Raw genomic sequence first — 18,116 nt, forward strand, 5'->3', positions numbered from 1 at the left:
GAGCGATGATGCGATATCCGCCGATGGGGCTGCTGGCCGGCCTCCTGATCGTCCTGTCCACGCCGGGTCTTGCCGCCACCGATGCGGCGGAGGATGCCGCGCGCTGGGACATCCTGCACGACATGTATTTCAAGGACCGCCCGGTCGATGAGGCGGGCGCCCTCATCCGTATCGACGCGCCGGCCCGCGCCCATGACGCAGCCCTGGTCCCGGTGCGGATCGAGGTGGAGCCGTCGCTTCGCCTGAAGTCGCTGTCCCTGCTGGTCGACAAGAACCCGGTGCCGCTGGCCGTCAACTTCCGCTTCGGCCCGGCCAGCGCCGGCAGCGGCATCGAGACCCGCGTGCGCGTCAACGAATACACGAATATCCATGCGGTGGGCGAGACGCAGGACGGCCGATTGCTGATGACGGCGGTCTACGTGAAGGCCGCCGGCGGCTGCTCCGCCCCCGCCGTCAAGGACCCGCAGGAGGCGATGGCGCGTCTCGGCCGCATCAAGGTGAAGCTTCCGGAAACGCTGTCCCCCGGCAGCTCCGCCACCGCCCAGGTCATGGTCAGCCACCCCAACAGCAGCGGGCTTCAGTTCGATCAGGTCAGCCGCACCTACATCCCCGCCCATTATATCCAGTCGATCGTCATCCGCGCCGGCGGCCAGACGGTGCTGGAGGCGGACACCGACATTTCCATCAGCGAGGACCCGAACCTGCGCTTCAGTTTTTTGCCCACCGGGGGCGGCAGCCTGGAGGTGGTCGCGCAGGACACCAAGGGCGCCACCTTCACCCACAGCGTTCCTTTGACAGCCGCTGCCGCCAAGGGTGATCCGGCGCTTTAGCCTTCCCTCAGAAGCACTGGCGGTCTGCGGCGACCTGGGCCTGGCGGAAACGGTCCATCAGGTCCTTGGCCCATCCGGAGCTGCGGAAGATTCCGGCCCGCTCGCCCGGCTGGTCGGCCATCACCTTCACCGTCTCGATGGCGGTGTAATCGTCATAGGTGATGCGGTCGGCGATGGCGTCGATGCTGCATGCGCATTTCTCCATGACGATGTGCGACTGCCCGTTCGACGCCATGCAGGCGATCACGTAATCGGCCCGCGCCGCCGTGGGGTAGTCGTTGGCTGGGCTGGCGGCTGCCGGAGCAGCCGCCAGCAAGGCCGCGGCAAGGATGAACGCGATGCGAACAGGCATGCCCAAACCCCTTCCATCCCCGTCCATGGGGCTTGAGCCCATGGACCATCGATGATTGCCATATATAACAATCATGGATACGGATGGAGTTGGGGGGCTCAAAAGAGGTGGGCCTCTTTCGGGGCGATGCGATGGTCCCGCCGGATCCTGTGAGGTCAGATCTGGCGCGGTTCGCACTTCCAGCGGCGCACGGTGTATTTCGGGTGCTGCTCCGCCCATTCGGCGGCCCGGAACAGGCCGGTGCGCGAACAGGCCATCGCATTGACGAACGGCTCCTGGAACTGCGGGCGTTCGACGGTGCAGCGGTCCGGACTGGAAACAAGGCAAACCACGAAGATCAACTCGATCATGACAACTCCAGCCGTGATGGAGTGGGGGAGCGACCTCGGTTGGGCGCCTCGATCCGGCGGGCGGCCGTCCAGGTTCATGAGCGGGGATTATGCTGCACTGCACACAAAATCTGTGCAGGAGTCAAGCATGGCTTATGGAAAACCAATTTTGCCTTAACAAGCCGAGGAAGCCCATCGTCCCGGTGCGCTTCCTCACCTATCCCTGCATTGCCTTCGCAAGAAACCGGTCGATCGCCAGCGCGACCGCTTCGCTGTCGAGATCGTCCAACCGGCAGCTCTGCACGTCCGTGGTCTTCACCGGCGTCAGGAAGTTTTCCGAAATGGAGGTCGTGCCGTCCTCCCCGACATGGATGGTCATGTAGGCGCGCGGCGCATCCTCGGCGTTGTCGATGGAGGTGAAATGGACGATGGCGCGCGGCATCTCGTGGACTAGGCCGATGTCCTCCCGGAACCACACGGTGCCGACGTCGCGGACGATTTGCTGCCGGGATTCGACAATCGGCCGGATGATGCGGCCGTGCAGGTCGCGGATGTCCGCCAGCACCGCGAGCTTGCGGCCATTGCGGTCGCCCTCGCCGAAATGCCCGGCCGTGTTGCGCCTTGCGGCTTCCAGCATCCGGCGGGTTCGGACCACGGCATCGACAAGCCGGCTGGTGGCGTCCGAGTGCATCGCGTCTGACTCCTTGTTCCGGCAAGACTGTTCCCGCAAGGCGCTCAGCGGTCGCCCGACTGGTATTCCCGGCCGGTCGGCGCCGACAGGTCGCCAGCGGGTTCAACCTTGCGGGTCAGATAATCGGTGGCCGACAGAACGAAAAGCACCGCCAGCCAGAACAGTCCGGCCGCCGCCGCGGCACGGGTCAGCGCCGGGGCGCGGAACAGCTTCATGAACAGTGCCAGCACCAGAAGCGCCTTTGCCGCCGAGATGCCCAGCGCCAGCACGAGGTTCAGCGGGCCCGGCATTGGCACATAGGCAAGGGCTAGCGTCGCCGCCAGCAGCCCCACCAGTGCTGCCCAGGTGAACAGATAGGTGCGCGGAAGTCCTGTCGCCCCTGTCGTCATGAGCCGCTCCGTCCGACCAGATAGATCAGCGGGTAGAGGAAGATCCAGACGATGTCGACGAAATGCCAGTACAGGCCCGTCACCTCCACCGGCGTGTAATAACGCGCCGAAAAGGCGCCGCACCGTGCCCGCACTGCCAGCAGTGCGATCAGGACGATGCCGATGGTGACATGGATGCTGTGCAGCCCGGTCAGCAGGAAATAGAGGAAATAGAACAGCTCGATGGTCCGGGCATGCGGACCGTCCTGATGGAAATTCAGCCCCGGCACCAGATGCTCGGTCCACTCGCCATGGTACTCGTAGCCCTTCAGCCCCAGGAACAGCAGCCCCAGCAGTGCCGTGGCCGTCAGCAGCCGCGTCAGCGCCTTTCGCCGGCCCTGCTCCGCGGCATGGACGGCCCAGACCATGGTGAAGCTGCTGGTCAGCAGCACCAGCGTGTTGACCGATCCGATGACGACCTTGGTATGGCGTCCGGCTTCCGCCACGCCGTCCGGATGGCTGGCGCGCAGCCATGTGTAGGCCAGGAGCAATCCGCCGAAGAACAGCACCTCCGTCGCCAGGAACACCCACATGCCGAAGCTGGCGGCCTCCGCCTGCTGCTCCGCCGTCGCGTATTGCGGGTCCGGCTGGGGAACGCTTTGGGAAGCGGGCGCTGCGTCAGACATCCTGCGGCTCCGGTTCAGGCCGGTACTGGTAGGGCGGTCGGGTAACGGTCGGGGTCCGGTCGAAATTGTGGGTGGGGGGAGGGGAGGGAGTCTGCCACTCCAGTCCGGTCGCCGCCCACGGGTTGGCACCCGCCCGCTTGCCGCGGAACAGCGACCAGCCGAGATAGAAGAAGGGCAGGGCATAGCCGACCGCCAGCACCGACGCACCGGCCGACGAGAAGATGTTCCAGGCCTGGAATTCCGGCGGGTAGGAATAGTAGCGCCGTTCCATGCCCAGATAGCCCAGGATGAACTGCGGGAAGAAGGTCAGGTTGAAGCCGAAGAAGATCAGCAATGCTGCGATGCGCGCCCACCATTCGGGATAGAGCCGCCCGGTCACCTTCGGCCACCAGTAATGCAGCCCGCCGAAATAGGCGCTGACCATGCCGCCGACCATGATGTAGTGGAAATGCGCCACGACGAAATAGGTGTCGGTGACATGCACGTCGAAGGCGAGGTTGGCGACGAACAGCCCGGTCAGCCCGCCGATAGTGAACAGCCCGATGAAGCCCAGGGCATACAGCATGGGGGCGTCGAAGCTGATCCAGCCCTTGTGCAGCGTGGCGGTCCAGTTGAACACTTTGATCGCCGACGGCACCGCGATGACGTAGCTGAGCAGCGAGAAGACCAGCCCGGCATAGAGCGAGATGCCGGCGACGAACATGTGGTGCGCCCACACGAAGAAGCCGATGACCGAGATGGCGATGCTCGACCACACCACGAACTTGTATCCGAACAGCGGCTTGCGGGCGAAGCAGGGCACGATCTCGCTGATCACCCCGAAGCCCGGTAGGATCATGATGTAGACGGCGGGGTGGGAGTAGAACCAGAACAGGTGCTGGAACAGCAGCGGGTCGCCGCCCAGCGCCGGGTCGAAGATGCCCACCTTCAGCAGCCGTTCCGCCGCCACCAATATCAGCGTGATCGCCAGCACGGGCGTCGCCAGCACCATGATGACGGAGGTGGCGTAGTTCGACCAGACGAACACCGGCAGCCGGTACCACGTCATTCCCGGCGCCCGCATGCGGTGGGTGGTGACGATGAAGTTCAGCCCGGTCAGGATCGACGAGAATCCCACCGCGAGCACGGCTGCCAGCGCCAGCACCACATAGCCGTTGGAATAGAGCGAAGAAAACGGCGTGTAGAAGGTCCAGCCAGTATCGACCCCGCCGATCAGGATGGCGAACAGCGCCAGGAAACCGGCACCGACATACAGATACCAGCTGAGCAGGTTCAGGCGGGGAAAGGCCAGATCCTTGGCGCCGATCATCAGCGGGATCAGGAAATTGCCCATGGTGTTGGGGATCGACGGGATCAGGAAGAACCAGACCATGATCACGCCATGCAGGGTGAACAGCCGGTTGTAGATGTCCGGCGTGAAGATGCCCGGCGGCGTCACCAGATTGAGCCGGATCAGCGCCGCCGCCGCTCCTCCCACAAAGAAGAAGAAGGTGATCGACAGGGTGTAGAGGATGGCGATCCGCTTGTGGTCCCTGGTCAGCAGCCAGGAGCGCAGCGTGACGCCGCCCTCCGTCAGGTAGTTCTTCGTCGCGACGACGGGTTCTTCCGGTTTGCCGGTCACGGTTGCGGTCGTCATGGAGCAGGCCTTTCCGCGCTGTCGGCAGTTTTGTCGGCAAGCGATTTGATGTAGGCGACGAGCTTCAACAGATCGTCCTCGCCGATCTGCCCGGCGAAGGACGGCATGACCGGGGGATAGCCGGCGGCGATCTCCGCCTTCGGCATCAGGATCGAATCGCGGAGATAACGGTCGTCGGCGATGACGGTGCGCCCGCCCTCCAGCGGCACCGGGCGGCCGAACAGTCCCTCCAGCTTCGGCGCGTGGACGGTGCCGGCACCGCCATGGCAGCCGCTGCAACCGTAGCTGCGGAACAGCGCCTCCCCCTCCTGCGCCAGACTGGGGCCGGGATCCTGGCTGTCCAGCCAGTGCTGGAAGTCGGACGGCTCCATTACCACGACGGTGCCGCCCATCCGCGCGTGCCAGGTGCCGCAGAACTCCGCGCAGAACAGCCGGTATTCGCCGACCTCCGTCGGGGTGAACCACAGCGTCTCGTACCGGCCGGGGACGGCGTCCTGGCGGATGCGGAAGGCGGGGATGGCGAAGTCGTGGATCACGTCCTGGGAGGTCAGCACCAGCCGCACCGGCCTGCCGACCGGGACATGCAGCGTGTCGATCTCGCGCTGGCCGCCGGGATGTTCGATCTTCCACATCCACTGCTTGCCGACGACATAGATGTCGGTGGCGTCGCTGGGCGGGCTGTGGATGCGGACATAGAGGTTCGCTCCCCAGAAATAGAGGACGAGGAAGGCGGCGAAGGTCAGGCCGGTCCAGGCGACCTCGACCCTCCAGGTGCGGCCCAGCCGGTTGCCGCGCTCCACCTTGCTGCCCTTGCGGTAGCGGACGCAGAACAGGATCATCAGCCCGAAGACCAGCAGCAGGATGAAGGCGCTGACCCCCAGCAGGGCGGCGAACAGCCAGTCCATGTCCGCGGCATGGGCCGACGCGCTGGGCGGGAGGAGTTGCAGGCTTCCCATCGCCGCCCTCACCCCTGTCCCGGCCGGCGCGCGGCGCGCCAGACCAGCAGCCCGAGCGCTAGCACCGATAGCACTCCGGTCGCCTGGAGCAGCCGGCCCACCTCGGCGTTGTAGCGGCCCTGCGCGGCATCGTAGCCGTAACAGAGCAGCAGCAGATGGTCGGCCACCGACCCGACCGCTCCCCTGGAGGCATCGACCAGTCCCAGCCGGAGATCGGTCGGGTCGTAGCCCACCCCCAGGATGTAGCGCGAGACCGTCCCCCCCGGCGACACCAGCACCACGCCCGCCGGGTGGGCATACTGCCCCGTCGCCTCGTCGAGGCGGTAACGGAAGCCGGCGGCATCGGCGAGGCGGCGCACCTCGCGCCCTCGATCCGTGGAATCGCCCACCAGCGCGTGGATGGCGCCGGCCAGTGCCGGATCGCGTTCGAAATGCCCGGCCTTCAGCGCCGCGGCGTCTGCCGGGCTGTCGCCGGGGTCGAAACTGACCGCCATCACCGTGTAGTCTTTTTCCGGCGTCAGCGGCACCTGCGCCAGTGCCGCCGCCAGATCGCCCAGCACCACTCCGCACAGCGTCGTGCAGCGGAAATAGTCGAAGACCAGGACCAGCGGCTTGCCCCTGTCGAACAGGGAGGCGGTCGTGACCGCATGCCCAGCCTCGTCGCGCAGCCTGACGTCCCGCGGCAGTTGTGCTCCCGGGCGCTGGTCGAAGGCGAACTCGGTGAAGCTTCCCGGCAGCAGGGTGGCGGGAGAGGCCTCCGCGCCGGCGGTCAGGCCCGACAATAGGAACAGCAGGGCAGCCATTGGGAGTCTTGTCATCGCGGCACCTCCCGCCTTGCATCTGCCGGCCAGTCGGCGATGCCGCGTTCGGCGACACGGCGCATGGCCTCCTCGATGGGGATGTGGGCGATGCCATGCGCGCGGTCGGCCCAGCCATAGCCGGTCAGCCGTTCCATCGCCTGCTCCTTGTAGCGCTTGAGATCGGCGACGGGATCGGTTTGCAGGCGCGGCTTCGGCATCGGCGTCGTCAGCGCATGGTTCTCGTCCCTGGCTGCGTTGGGGAAGATCAGCAGCAGCGACACCACGACCGTCACGATCAGGCCTGCCGCCAACCCGCCCAGCACCGGGAACAGCCAGGGCGGGGTGTCCCGCGCCTCGAACGTCGTGTCGGGATTGCTGCCTTCCTGCTGAGGCTTCCGTTTCGGCGTCCTGCCGCGACCTTGCCGCAGCCAGCCGAACAACAGTGCCGCGGCAGTGCCAGCAACGCCGGACCGGCCGATGCGCGTGGCCTTATCCATGGCCGACCTCCTCCGCCAGCCGGCCGACGGGCCGCGTGGCCGGCCGGGTGGAGAGCCGCCAAAGGAGCACCGTCATGCACGCCCCGCCCATCGCCAGCGCGGCTGCCGGGGCATACCAGGTGAAGCCGCCGGCCAGCCCCGGCAGGATCAGCCACCAGCATTCCAGCAGATGCGCCGCCAGCAGCAGCAGGCAGACGGCGGCGAGCCCCGCCCGGCTGCGCTTCACCGGCCACCAGATCAGGGCGGCGAATGGCAAACCCCCTTGCGCCAGTGCGCCCAGCGCCGCGACCCAGCCCCAGCCGCCGGACAGGCGCGCGACGTACCATGTGATCTCCTGCGGCAGGTTCTCCTGCCAGACGATCAGGAACTGCATGAAGGACAGGTAGAACCACAGCAGAATGGCGGCGGTCAGCAGGCTGCCCAGGTCGTGGCGCTGCCCGGCATCCGTCCGCCCTCCCAGCACGGCGGCCAGCGTCGCCAGCGCCAGGGCGCCCAGAAGCTGGCCGCCGATGATCATCATCCCGTAGATGCTGGAGCCCCAATCCGGCTCGATCGACATGAACCAGTCGAAGGATGCGAAGGTGACGGTCAGCCCCAGCAGGATCAGCCCGGGCGCTGCCAGTTGGTTGCGGTTCCGTCCCGACCACCGCAGGGCCACAAGCGCCAGCCCCAGCCAGACCACGGCATAGACCGCCGTCCGTCCGTAGAAGAAGGGTTCGTTCAGGTAGAAGCGGTTCTTCAGATGCGTGGCGTCGGCCGCCCGCGCCCAGGGATACAGTTCCGGCAGCAGGGCCAGCACCGGCACCAGCAGCAGGAGAATCGGCGGCAGGAAAGCCACCATCGCCCGCAGCGCCGGCACGGCAGCGGTTCCCCAACGCCCGCCGGTCAGATCATGGGTGAACAGCAGCATCATGGCGCCCAGGGGCAGCCCGATCCAGAAGGCGAAGGAGGCCAGCCAGCCGCGCAACACCGCCTGCGGATCGGTCAGCGCTCCAACGGCGCAGACCGCCGCCCCGATAAATGCCGCGGCCATGGCGGCGATAAGCGGACGGCGGCTCATCGCAGCGCCCCCCGCACCGTTTCCGGCAACTCGGCCGCGGCGGTGTTCTGACTGGTCTGCAAGGCCCGGATATAGGCGGCGATGGCCCAGCGGTCGTCCGAACCGACGCGGTCGGCATAGGAATACATCGCCCCCCAGCCATTGGTGGCGACCTCGTAAAAATGCCGGGTCTGGGCATTGCGCAGCGCGTCGCCATGGAAGGAGGGCGGCTGCGGAAAGCCGCGCCGGACGATCATGCCGTCGCCGTCGCCGAGATAGCCATGGCAGGGCGTGCAATAGATCTCGTAGCGCTCCTTGCCGCGGGCCAGCAGCGCCGCCGTCAGCGCCGGGGGCGGCTGGGGATGGTCTTCGCGGGCGATGGCGTTCGGTGCCGGCTGCGGCGGCCAGACCTTCCGGTCCGGTTCGGCGTTGGCCGAACCACCGTCGGCCGGCGTCCAGGTCTTGTCGCGCGGCTGCTTCGCCATGTTGTCGCAGGCCGTCAGCAGCGACACGCCCAACAGCAGAAGGACGAATGGAGACAGCCGCGTCATGCCGGCACCTCGTCGATCCGCACGCCCTCGCCCTCGGGCAGCAGCTGTTGCAGGAGTTCGCTGTCGTTCCGTCCCTCCCGTTCGGCGATCCAGATCAGGAAACGGTCCTGGGAGGCCAGTTCGAACCCCGGCGCGTCGAAGATCGGATCGTAGAGGCGCGGCAGCCGGCAGAATTTGCAAAAGGCGAGGAAGCCCGCCAGCAGGATGGTCAGCGCCGCCAGTTCGAAGGTGCTGGGGCCGAAGGCCGGCCAGCTGTTCAGCGGCCGTCCGCCGATGTTCAGCGGATAGCTCAGCACCATTCCCCAATATTGCAGGAAGAACCCGCCGAGGGCTCCCAGCAACCCGGCCGCCACGACGATCAGCGGCAGCGCCCGCGGCCTGCGGTCCAGCAACTCGTCCACCCCCTCCACCGCATAGGGGCTGTAGACCTCCAGCCTTGAAAAGTCTGCCTGCCGCAGCCGGTGCAGGGCGTCCAGCATCGCGTCCGGGTCGTCGAAGGTGGCCATTCTGCCGCGCAGGCTGTGGCCGGTGCCCCGCTGCACGCTCATCGCCCGCCCTCCGTCTGCTTCTTGCGAAGGAGTTCGCGCAGTTCGAACATCGACACCATCGGGATGAAGCGCAGCGCCAGGAAGAAGCCGGTCAGGAACAGCCCCACCGAACCGGCCAGCGTCGCCCAGTCCCAGACCGTCGGTATGAAGACGAACCAGCTCGATTCCGAGTGGTTCCGGTGCAGGCTGCCGACGACGATGACGTAGCGCTCGATCCACATGCCGATCACCACGCCCAGCGCCACGAGGAACAGCAGCGGCCGGTTCAACCGCACCGCCCGGACCCACAGGAGCTGCGGGACGATGCCGTTCAGGACGATCTTCGCCCAGTACCAGGGCGCGTAATATCCGCCGAGCAGCGACATCGCCACGGTGATCTCGCGCTCTTCCCCCCGGTAGAAGGGCATGAAGATCTCGATCAGGTAGCAGTAGGACAGCAGCAGGCTGGCGGTCAGCATCAGCCGGGCCAGCACGTCGATGTGGCGCAACGTGATGACCCCGGTCAGCTCCAGCGCCCGGCGCAGCGGAATGACCAGCATCAGCACCACGGCGAAGCCGGACAGCGCCGCGCCGAAGACGAAATAGGGCGGGAACTGCGTTTCGTGCCAGCCCGGCGTCAGGCCGCCGGCGAAATCCAGCCCAACGATGCTGTGGATCGAGCAGACCAGCGGCGCCATCAAGGCAGCGAACAGCCCGTACAGCATCCTGAACTGGCGCCAATGCTGCGACGACCCCTGCCATCCCAAAGCCAGCAGCCCGTACAGCACCCGCTGCCAGCGCCGCTGCGCCCGGTCGCGCAGGGTGGCGAAATCGGGGAGCAGCCCGATATACCAGAACAGCAGCGACCCGGCGACATAGACCAGGATGGCGACGAAATCCCAATGCAGCGGGCTGCGGAACTGCGGCCACAGCGCCATCGTGTTGGGATAGGGGAACAGCCAGTAGAAATACCACCAGCGCCCGAGATGGATGACCGGCATGATCCCGGCGCAGGCCACGCAGAACACCGTCATGGTTTCGGCGATGCGGCTGGTGGCGCTGCGCCATTCCGACCGGGTCAGGAAGAATAGGGCGGAGATCAGCGTCCCGCCGCTTGCCATGCCGACCCACCAGACATAGTTGCCGATGGCGAAGCCCCAGGCGATGGGCCAGTCGATGCCCCAGATGCCGACGCCGCGGACGAACAGCCAGCCGACCGCCGCCAGGAACAGGGCGAACAGCCCGAACGACATCCCGAAGCCGACCCACCACCACAGGGGCGTGCGACGCTCCAGCACGAGGTCGCTGACATGCGCGGTCACCGCCGGGGCGGTCACCCCCGGTTCGACCACCCGTGTCAGGTCCCGTTCGGTTTCGGGCGATGCGCTCACCGGCTCACGCCTCCCCGATCTCGGGATTCGGATTGCGCAGCCGCGCCTCGTAGGTCGTGCGTGGTCGGGTGTTCAGTTCGGTCAGGACGCCATAGTCCAGCGGGCTCGCCTTGCGCCGGCTGACCGCGCTGTCCGGGTCGTTCAGGTCGCCAAAGACGATGGCCTCGGCCGGGCAGGCCTGCTGGCAGGCGGTCTTCACCTCGCCGTCGCGGATCGGCCGGTTCTCGCGGTCTGCGACGATGCGGGCGTTGCGTATGCGCTGGATGCAGTAGGTGCATTTCTCCATGACGCCGCGGGCCCGGACCGAGACGTCGGGGTTCCAGGACATCGACAGCCGGTTGTCGTCGCCGGAATAATTAAAGTAGTTGAAACGCCGGACCTTGTACGGGCAGTTGTTGGAACAGAAGCGGGTGCCGACGCAGCGGTTGTAGACCATCACGTTCAGCCCGTCGGCGTCGTGCATGGTGGCGGCGACCGGGCAGACGACCTCGCAGGGCGCGTTCTCGCAATGCATGCAGGTCATCGGCTGGAAAAGGGTCTGCTCCGGGGCCGCCGCCTCGCCCTCGTACCAGGTGTCGATGCGGATCCAGTGCATCTGGCGGTTCCGCAGCACCTCCTCCTTGCCGACCACCGCGATGTTGTTCTCGCCCTGGCAGGCAGCAGTGCAGGCGTTGCAGCCGATGCAGGCATTCAGGTTGATCGCCATGCCCCAGGCGTTCCGCGGATACTCGTAATCCGGATAAAGCGAGTGCTCCGGTTCCCTGCGCTTGGCGAAACCCTGATCCTGGCGGAACTCGTCCAGCGTGGCGTGGCGGACCACGTCGGGCGAGTCGATCATCTGGTGGTGCTGGGTAACGGCCAGCCGGTGGGTTTCCCCGGTCTTGCGCAGTTCCACTCCCGGCAACTGCCAAAGACTGGCCGAGGTCCGCAGCGGGAAAGTATCGAATCCGACATCGCGCCCGACCCGGCCCACGATCCGGCGCCCGAAGCCGAAGGGCAGGGTGACGCAGTCCGGGGCATGGCCGGGAAGCAGCCAGACCGGCGTTCGAAGCCGACCGACGGCGGTGTGCACCTCCACCACATCCTCGTTCTTGAGGTCCAGCCGCTGCGCGGTCGCCGGTGCAATCAGCAGGGCGTTGTCCCAGGTCAGGGTGGTGAAGGGCCGCGGCAGTTCCTGTAGCCAGCCGAGATTGGCGGTGCGCCCGTCGCGCAGCCACGGGTCCGGCCGGAACAGGGCGGTCAGCGTGCCGTCTGGTTGTGCCGATGCCGGGGGCAGGCGGTTCGCCAAGCCGGGCAACAGCGAAACGGAAGCCGGTGCGGCGGCGCTGTCCGGCACCACGCCCATGCGCAGGGCCTCTGCCCACAGATCCTCCGCATCGCCTTTGTTTTGGAAGCGTTCCATCCAGCTCTGCCGGACAATGGCGTAACCGTCGGGCCGCGTCTCTCCGTCGAGGACCGCCAGCAGTTCCTGGGGCGACCAGCCGCCCCAAAGCGGCTGGACCTGCGGCTGCTGAATGGTAGCCGTGCCGTCGAAGGCCCGCGCATCGCCCCAGCGCTCCAGCTCATGCGCCTCCGGCACATGCCATGTGCAGAGCATGGCGGTCTCGTCCACCGCGGTGCCGAGATGAATGGACAGCGGCACCTTTCCCAACGCGCCGGCAAAGTCGAGGTCGGCGGGCGCGGTGAAAACCGGGTTGGCGCCCAGGATCAGCAGCGTGTCGACCGTGCCGGCCGCCATATCGGCGGCCAGTTCTCCGACCGACTGGGCATGGTCGACCGGATCGGCTTCCACTGGCTCGATGTGGCTGACCGTCTGTCCGGGTCCGCCCAGGGCATCGTTGATGGCATGCACCAGCGCGTGGACGGCAGGCGGCTGTGCCGGCCCGGCATGAACCAGCGCCGCGCCGCGATTGGCGGACAAGTCGCGGGCGACGGCAGCCAGCCAGCCGGGAGCACCTTGCCGCCACTCCGCCGGCCCGGCGCCAAGCTCGGCGGCCAGCGCACGCACCGCCGCCTCTACCTCGTCCGGACGAACCGCGAAACGGTGGTCGGCGCGGGCACCGGCAAGGGTGGGCGAGCTTTCCACCGCATAAAGTCGGCTCATCTCCTCCGGCCGTCCGTCCTCCGCCGCACGGCGGCGGCGAGCGAAGTCGCGGGCGTAGCGCAGGTGCCCAGGCGCGCTGTCGAGGAAATCGCTCTCCACCGCCAGGATCACCTTCGCCCTGTCGAGGTGCAGCACGGTGTCCACTGGCCGCCCATAAGCCAGCACCGCACCGGCCCGCAGCGTGTCGCGCCCGTCGGCCTCCCAACGGTGCCACTGCATCGCCGGAAAACGCTGCTTCAGCGCCCCGATCTGCCGGGCCAGCGTGGGGGAGGTGACGGTGCCGGTCAGCAGACGCAGCCCGCCGCCGCCGCGCGCCGCCAGGGCGGGCAGGCGGTCGACCAGCGCCTTGACCATCCCGTTGGTGCTCGCCGCCCGTCCGGCTTTCAGCACGGTTCGCGAGCGGTCGGGATCGTACAGATCGAGGATGCTGGCCTGGATGATCGGATCGAGCGCGCCCAGGCTGGCGGGATGGTCCGGATTGCCCTCCAGCTGGACCGGGCGCCCCATCTGGTGGATTGCCAGCACCCCGTCGGCATAGCCGCCGCGGGTGACCGCCGTTGCGAAATGGCGGGCGACACCGGGCACCAGCCCGGCCGGCATCGTCACATAGGGGATCGCCGTCTCCGACGCCTCTCCCGGTCCGCAGCCCGACAGCCCGGCCAGAGCGAAGGAGGCGCCCATCAGCTCCAGCAGCCGGCGTCGGCCGACACGTGCGTCGGCTGGAACCGGCAGGCCGGGGAACTCGGCGCGCAGCATCTCCAGCACGGACGGCTCCCGCGACAGCTCGTCCAGGCTGCGCCACAGCGCCCGGCCGCTCTTTCCGGTCAGCCGGTCTTCGATGTGCCGGGCCAGCTCCTCCCGCCCCAATTCCTCCCGCGCCGTCATCGGTGGCACACCGAGCAGTCGGACAGGGTTTCGGGATGGATGTGATAGCGGGCCATCAGCTGCTCGCCGGATGGAGTTGTTGCGGTCCGTTTCCAGTCGGTGTCGAACACCGCCTCCTTCGGGCGCAGGTTCGGGGCCGGATCGCGATGGCAGTCGAGGCACCAGCTCATCCGCAGGCTCGCTCCCTTCCAGGTCAGGGGCATGCTGTCCACCGGCCCGTGGCAGGTGGTGCAGGCCACACCCTTGGCGACATGGATGCTGTGGTTGAAGAAGACGTAGTCGGGCAGCGCATTGACCCGGTTCCAGCGGATCGGCGTTCCGGTGGCAAGGCTCTGGCGCACCGGGGCCAGCAGATCCGCATTGGTCCAGATCTGCGAATGGCAGGTCATGCAGGTGTGGGTCGGCGGGAGGCCGGCATTCGCCGATACCTCCACCGACGTATGGCAATAGCGGCAGTCCAGTCCCAGCCCGCCGACATGATGTTCATGGCTGAAGGGAACCGGCTGCGGCTGCACGATGTCGACCCGCGTCGCATAGGTGGTGTTGGGAAAGAACCACGCGCCGCCGACCAGCGTGACCAATCCCGCCAGCAGGGTGTAGAGCACCAGTTTGGTCAGGATGTTGGCGGTGGGGCTGAAGACACCCGGCATGGCTCAGGCCCCCCGTCACGCCGCCGGAGCGGCCGATTGGAGAGGGCGGCGTCTGTCCATGGCTTGCGTCTCCCTGACTTGTCCGCCCCAGCAGACGCAAAGCTGCTCGGGTCGGTCGTCGGCGGGATTCAGGCGGAGCCCGAACCCGGAGCGGCGGGCGTTGGTGGGGGGCGGCCATCTGCAGGCGGGCGTCTGCGCGCCACCCCATCGCTACAAGCGCCCGTTCGCCGTCAGGTTCCATGCCGTCGTCGGGCTAGCCCGACTGCCCCAGCCCTTCCGCGCCAATTGGACAGTTTTCCGAAGCGCTGTGGACAGCGCGGATCGGCGGTACGTTCGGCAAAGGGTGGACTGACCGGAAGATCGGGACATAGGCGCCTTCCGGTGGCCGCTGCGCTGTGTCGCAGGTGCCGGCTCTTCCCCTGCGGTGCCGTCCGGCGCTAAAGCCATGTTTTCCAGGCTTCGTCCGGCAGACCGGGGGCGGACCGCCTTCTGCTGCGACGGATCGATGACCTGTGTTTCGTGCGACTGCGATGTTCTGGTGGTGGGCGGCGGCAACGCGGCGCTCTGTGCCGCAATCGCGGCCCGCCGGGCCGGTGCGTCGGTCCTGCTGCTGGAGGCCGCTCCTAAGTCGCTGCGCGGAGGGAACGCCCGCCACTCCCGCAACATGCGGGTCATGCACGACGCGCCGACACCGTGGGTGCGGGGGTACTATCCGGCCGACGATTACCATGCCGACCTGCAACGGGTGGCCGGGGCTGCCGTAAATTCCGTCGATGACGGGCTGGCGCGCCAATTTATCGACGCCAGCGCCGACATCGTCGATTGGCTGGCCGGCAACGGCGTGCGGTTTCACCGCGGCACCGACGAGGTTCTGCCCTATTCCCGCAAGACCGCCTTCTTCCTGGGCGGGGGGAAAGCCCTGATCAATGCGCTCTACGCTGCGGCGGAAGCGCTAGGCGTCGTCGTCCGCTACGACAGCGCCGTGCGCGCGCTGCATCTGCGGGACGGGCCACCGGCCGTCACCGTCGGCGATGTGGACATCGCCATCCGGGCAAGAGCGCTCGTCGTCACTTCCGGCGGATTCCAGGCCGATCTCGGCTGGCTGCGGCAGCAGTGGGGTGGGGCCGCCGGCGACTTCACGATCCGCGGCACCCCGCATGCGACGGGCGTCCCGCTGAAGGCACTGCTGGAGGATGGCGCGGACCCGGTGGGGGCGGCCGACCGCTGCCATATGGTGGCGGTGGATGGCCGCGCTCCGCTGTTCGACGGCGGCATCGTCACGCGGCTGGACGGGCTTCCCCATGGCATCGTCGTGGATCGGGATGGCCGGCGTTTCGCCGACGAAGGGGCGGTCGTCGGGTCGTCGCGCTACACGACCTGGGGCGAGCTGGTGGCCCGCTGTCCCGGTGCCGTCGCCTTTTCGGTCTTCGATTCCGCCATTGCCGGGCGGTTCCAGCCCTCCATCTTCCCGGCGATCCAGGCGGACAGCATCGGCGGGCTGGCCTCGGCTCTGGGCATCGGTCCGCCGGCGCTGGAGTCCACGGTGGCGGCCTTCAACGCTGCGGTCACCGGCGGCGGCACGACGGCGGGCATCGATCCGCCGAAGACCCGGCTGGCCGTACCGATCACGGTTCCGCCCTTCGGCGCCTACCCGGTTCGGGCCGGCGTCACCTCCACCTGCCTGGGGGTGAGGGTCGATGGGCGGGCGCGTGTGCTGCGGCCGGACGGGACGGCCATCGACGGAGTCCATGCCGCCGGAGTCATCATGGCGCCCAACATCCTGGGAACGGGCTATCTGGCGGGGAGCGCCATGACCATCGGCACCGTGTTCGGCCGCATCGCCGGTCGGGAGGCCGCAACTCATGCCCTGCGCTGACGATACGCAGCGGATCGCGGCGGAGGCCCGCCGGGCGCTGGACATCTGCAACGCCTGCCAGTTCTGCGACGGCTACTGCGCCGTCTTCCCCGCGTTGAAATCACGACGATTGGTGTCGGCGGAGGATCTGACCTTCCTGTCCAACCTCTGCCACAACTGCCGATCCTGCTATCATGCCTGCCAGTACGCGCCGCCCCACGCCTTCGACCTCAACCTGCCGAAAAGCCTGAGTCTGGTCCGGCAGCAGTCCTACCGCGATCATGTCTGGCCACCGCTGCTCAGGGGACGATTGCCCCATGCGGGATGGCCCGCGGTTGCCGTCATGGCGGCCATCATCCTGTCGGCGGTCGCCCTCGTGGTCGTTCCGGCCCTGCTGTGGGTCCCGACGGAGACGCTGTTCGGGCGACAGTCGGGGCCCGGCGCCTTTTACCGGCTGGTGCCGTGGCGGGTTATTGCCGGGGTCGCCGGGGGGGCGATGCTATGGTCGCTGCTCGCCATCGGCTTCAGCGTCGCATCCTTCTGGCGCGGCATGGGACCGGCGCCGGCCGGCGTGCCGCTGTTGCCGGCGCTGCGCGATGCCCTGTCCGACGCCGCCACCTTGCGCAATCTCGGCGGCGGCGGGGTCGGCTGCAACGACCGGGATGAAGACTTTTCCCAGGCGCGTCGCCGCTGTCATCATGCGCTGTTCTACGGGGTGATGCTCTGCTTCGCCTCGACCAGCGTGGCAACCGTGTATGACCATCTGCTGGGGTGGCCGGCGCCTTATCCGCTGACAAGCCTGCCGGTCCTGTTCGGCAGCCTTGGCGGGGTCGGCATGGTGATCGGCACGGCAGGTCTGGCTTTGCTGAAGCTGCGCGCCGATCCCGCACCGGTGGCGGCGAACCTCACCGGTGCGGACTGTGCCTTGCTGGCGTTGCTGTTTCTGGTGGCGGCTAGCGGCCTGGGGCTGCTGGCTCTGCGCGAGACGGCGGCGATGGGACCGCTACTGCTGGTCCATCTGGGACTCGTGCTCGGCTGGTTCGCGACGCTGCCCTACAGCAAGTCCCTGCACGCACCCTTCCGCTTCGCCGCCCTCCTGCGCGCTGCGATGGAGCAGCGGGGTAGAGGGTGAAACCCCCCGCCACGCCGTTCCACCTCGTCAATGGATCAGCCGCGTCCCAGCTCGCCATCGACACGGCGCCACAGCCCGAGCGGGTTGCCGTCGCGCAGGGCTTCCGGCAGCAGGTCTGCCGGGATGTCTTGGTAGCAGACCGGACGCAGGAAGCGGCGGATCGCCAGCGTGCCGACCGAGGTGCTGCGCGGGTCCGAGGTCGCCGGGAACGGGCCGCCATGCACCATCGCGTGGCAGACCTCAACCCCCGTCGGCCAGCCGTTCGCCAGGATGCGGCCGGCCTTGCGCTCCAGCGTCGGGATCAGCCCGGCCACCGCGGCCTTGTCCGCCCCATCCATCTGCAAGGTCGCCGTCAGCTGGCCTTCCAGCTTTTCCGCCACCGCCGTCATCGCCGCCACGTCCGCACAGCGGATCAGCAGCGAGGCGGCGCCGAACACCTCCTCCTGCAACTCCGTGTCGGCCAGGAAGGCGTCCGCCGTCGTGGTGAAGAAGGCCGCCTGCGCCTGGTTCGGCCCGCTGCAGGCCAGACCGCGCGCCAGCGTCGTCACCGCACCGCTGCCGGCCAGCTTGGCGACGCCGCTGTCGAAGGCGGCATGGATGCCCGGCGTCAGCATGGTCGAGGCGGCGCTGCCGCCGAGAGCCTCCACCGCCGCGGCGACGAAGCGGTCGAGGTCCGGCCCATCCAGCAGGATGCCGGGGTTGGTGCAGAACTGCCCGGCGCCCATGGTCAGCGACGCCACGAACGCCTTGCCGAGCGCCTCGGCGCGGGACGCCAGGGCCGCAGGCATCAGGAAGACCGGGTTGATGCTGCTCATCTCGGCATAGACCGGGATCGGT

18 protein-coding genes and 1 pseudogene are annotated in these 18,116 nt (G+C 67.8%); 3 read left to right on the plus strand and 16 right to left on the minus strand.

Going from position 1 to position 18,116, the window contains the following annotated elements; all coding sequences use genetic code 11:
* Positions 1–5: 5 nt before the first annotated feature.
* Positions 6–830: a quinoprotein dehydrogenase-associated SoxYZ-like carrier gene (locus VH569_RS18950; RefSeq protein WP_423316987.1), complete on the plus strand. Its 825-nt coding sequence runs from the start codon at positions 6–8 to the stop codon at positions 828–830.
* Between the two features lie 7 nt (positions 831–837).
* On the opposite strand, the gene VH569_RS18955 is transcribed toward VH569_RS18950, so the two are convergent.
* The 15 genes from VH569_RS18955 to VH569_RS19025 form a co-directional block, all read right to left on the minus strand.
* Positions 838–1,182 carry a hypothetical protein gene (locus tag VH569_RS18955; protein WP_423316988.1) on the minus strand — a complete coding sequence of 115 codons (345 nt, stop codon included), beginning with the start codon at positions 1,180–1,182 and terminating at the stop codon, positions 838–840.
* Positions 1,183–1,337: 155 nt separating this feature from the next.
* Entirely contained in the window at positions 1,338–1,532 is a 195-nt protein-coding gene (locus tag VH569_RS18960; RefSeq protein WP_098736911.1) for a hypothetical protein, read from the minus strand.
* A 196-nt stretch (positions 1,533–1,728) separates the two neighbouring features.
* Positions 1,729–2,202 (minus strand): hypothetical protein, encoded by a 474-nt coding sequence (locus VH569_RS18965; protein WP_423316990.1) that lies wholly within the window; start codon positions 2,200–2,202, stop codon positions 1,729–1,731.
* Between the two features lie 44 nt (positions 2,203–2,246).
* Complete coding sequence (locus tag VH569_RS18970; RefSeq protein ID WP_423316992.1) at positions 2,247–2,591, minus strand: cytochrome C oxidase subunit IV family protein; 345 nt, start codon at positions 2,589–2,591, stop codon at positions 2,247–2,249.
* Positions 2,588–3,256, minus strand: coding sequence for a cytochrome c oxidase subunit 3 (locus tag VH569_RS18975; protein ID WP_423316994.1), 669 nt, complete (start codon positions 3,254–3,256; stop codon positions 2,588–2,590). The genes VH569_RS18970 and VH569_RS18975 overlap by 4 nt, the downstream gene beginning before the upstream one ends.
* Entirely contained in the window at positions 3,249–4,892 is a 1,644-nt protein-coding gene (ctaD, locus tag VH569_RS18980; protein ID WP_423316995.1) for a cytochrome c oxidase subunit I, read from the minus strand. The genes VH569_RS18975 and ctaD overlap by 8 nt, the downstream gene beginning before the upstream one ends.
* Positions 4,889–5,848 (minus strand): cytochrome c oxidase subunit II, encoded by a 960-nt coding sequence (gene coxB / locus VH569_RS18985; protein ID WP_423316997.1) that lies wholly within the window; start codon positions 5,846–5,848, stop codon positions 4,889–4,891. Before coxB ends, ctaD begins: the two co-directional genes overlap by 4 nt.
* Before the next feature lie 8 nt (positions 5,849–5,856).
* Positions 5,857–6,666: an SCO family protein gene (locus VH569_RS18990; protein ID WP_423316999.1), complete on the minus strand. Its 810-nt coding sequence runs from the start codon at positions 6,664–6,666 to the stop codon at positions 5,857–5,859.
* A complete protein-coding gene (locus VH569_RS18995; RefSeq protein WP_423317000.1) occupies positions 6,663–7,145 on the minus strand; it encodes a hypothetical protein in 483 nt (160 codons plus the stop codon). Before VH569_RS18995 ends, VH569_RS18990 begins: the two co-directional genes overlap by 4 nt.
* Entirely contained in the window at positions 7,138–8,205 is a 1,068-nt protein-coding gene (locus VH569_RS19000; protein ID WP_423317002.1) for a hypothetical protein, read from the minus strand. Before VH569_RS19000 ends, VH569_RS18995 begins: the two co-directional genes overlap by 8 nt.
* Complete coding sequence (locus tag VH569_RS19005) at positions 8,202–8,735, minus strand: c-type cytochrome (protein ID WP_423317004.1); 534 nt, start codon at positions 8,733–8,735, stop codon at positions 8,202–8,204. Before VH569_RS19005 ends, VH569_RS19000 begins: the two co-directional genes overlap by 4 nt.
* A complete protein-coding gene (locus VH569_RS19010) occupies positions 8,732–9,283 on the minus strand; it encodes a DUF3341 domain-containing protein (protein ID WP_423317006.1) in 552 nt (183 codons plus the stop codon). The genes VH569_RS19005 and VH569_RS19010 overlap by 4 nt, the downstream gene beginning before the upstream one ends.
* Positions 9,280–10,653, minus strand: coding sequence for an NrfD/PsrC family molybdoenzyme membrane anchor subunit (nrfD, locus tag VH569_RS19015; RefSeq protein WP_423317008.1), 1,374 nt, complete (start codon positions 10,651–10,653; stop codon positions 9,280–9,282). Before nrfD ends, VH569_RS19010 begins: the two co-directional genes overlap by 4 nt.
* A 4-nt stretch (positions 10,654–10,657) precedes the next feature.
* Positions 10,658–13,642 carry a TAT-variant-translocated molybdopterin oxidoreductase gene (locus VH569_RS19020; protein WP_423317010.1) on the minus strand — a complete coding sequence of 995 codons (2,985 nt, stop codon included), beginning with the start codon at positions 13,640–13,642 and terminating at the stop codon, positions 10,658–10,660.
* A complete protein-coding gene (locus VH569_RS19025) occupies positions 13,639–14,292 on the minus strand; it encodes a cytochrome C (protein WP_423317011.1) in 654 nt (217 codons plus the stop codon). The genes VH569_RS19020 and VH569_RS19025 overlap by 4 nt, the downstream gene beginning before the upstream one ends.
* 505 nt (positions 14,293–14,797) lie before the next feature.
* Between VH569_RS19025 and tcuA the strand changes: the two genes are divergently transcribed.
* Complete coding sequence (gene tcuA, locus VH569_RS19030) at positions 14,798–16,168, plus strand: FAD-dependent tricarballylate dehydrogenase TcuA (protein ID WP_423317013.1); 1,371 nt, start codon at positions 14,798–14,800, stop codon at positions 16,166–16,168.
* Entirely contained in the window at positions 16,155–17,279 is a 1,125-nt protein-coding gene (tcuB, locus tag VH569_RS19035) for a tricarballylate utilization 4Fe-4S protein TcuB (RefSeq protein WP_423317014.1), read from the plus strand. Before tcuA ends, tcuB begins: the two co-directional genes overlap by 14 nt.
* A gap of 35 nt (positions 17,280–17,314) precedes the next feature.
* On the opposite strand, the pseudogene VH569_RS19040 reads toward tcuB, so the two are convergent.
* Positions 17,315–18,116 (minus strand): annotated as a pseudogene (locus VH569_RS19040) (aldehyde dehydrogenase (NADP(+))); the annotation flags it as partial.

The sequence above is a fragment of the Azospirillum sp. 11R-A genome, assembly GCF_049472615.1.
Taxonomy (GTDB): Bacteria; Pseudomonadota; Alphaproteobacteria; order Azospirillales; family Azospirillaceae; genus Azospirillum; species Azospirillum palustre.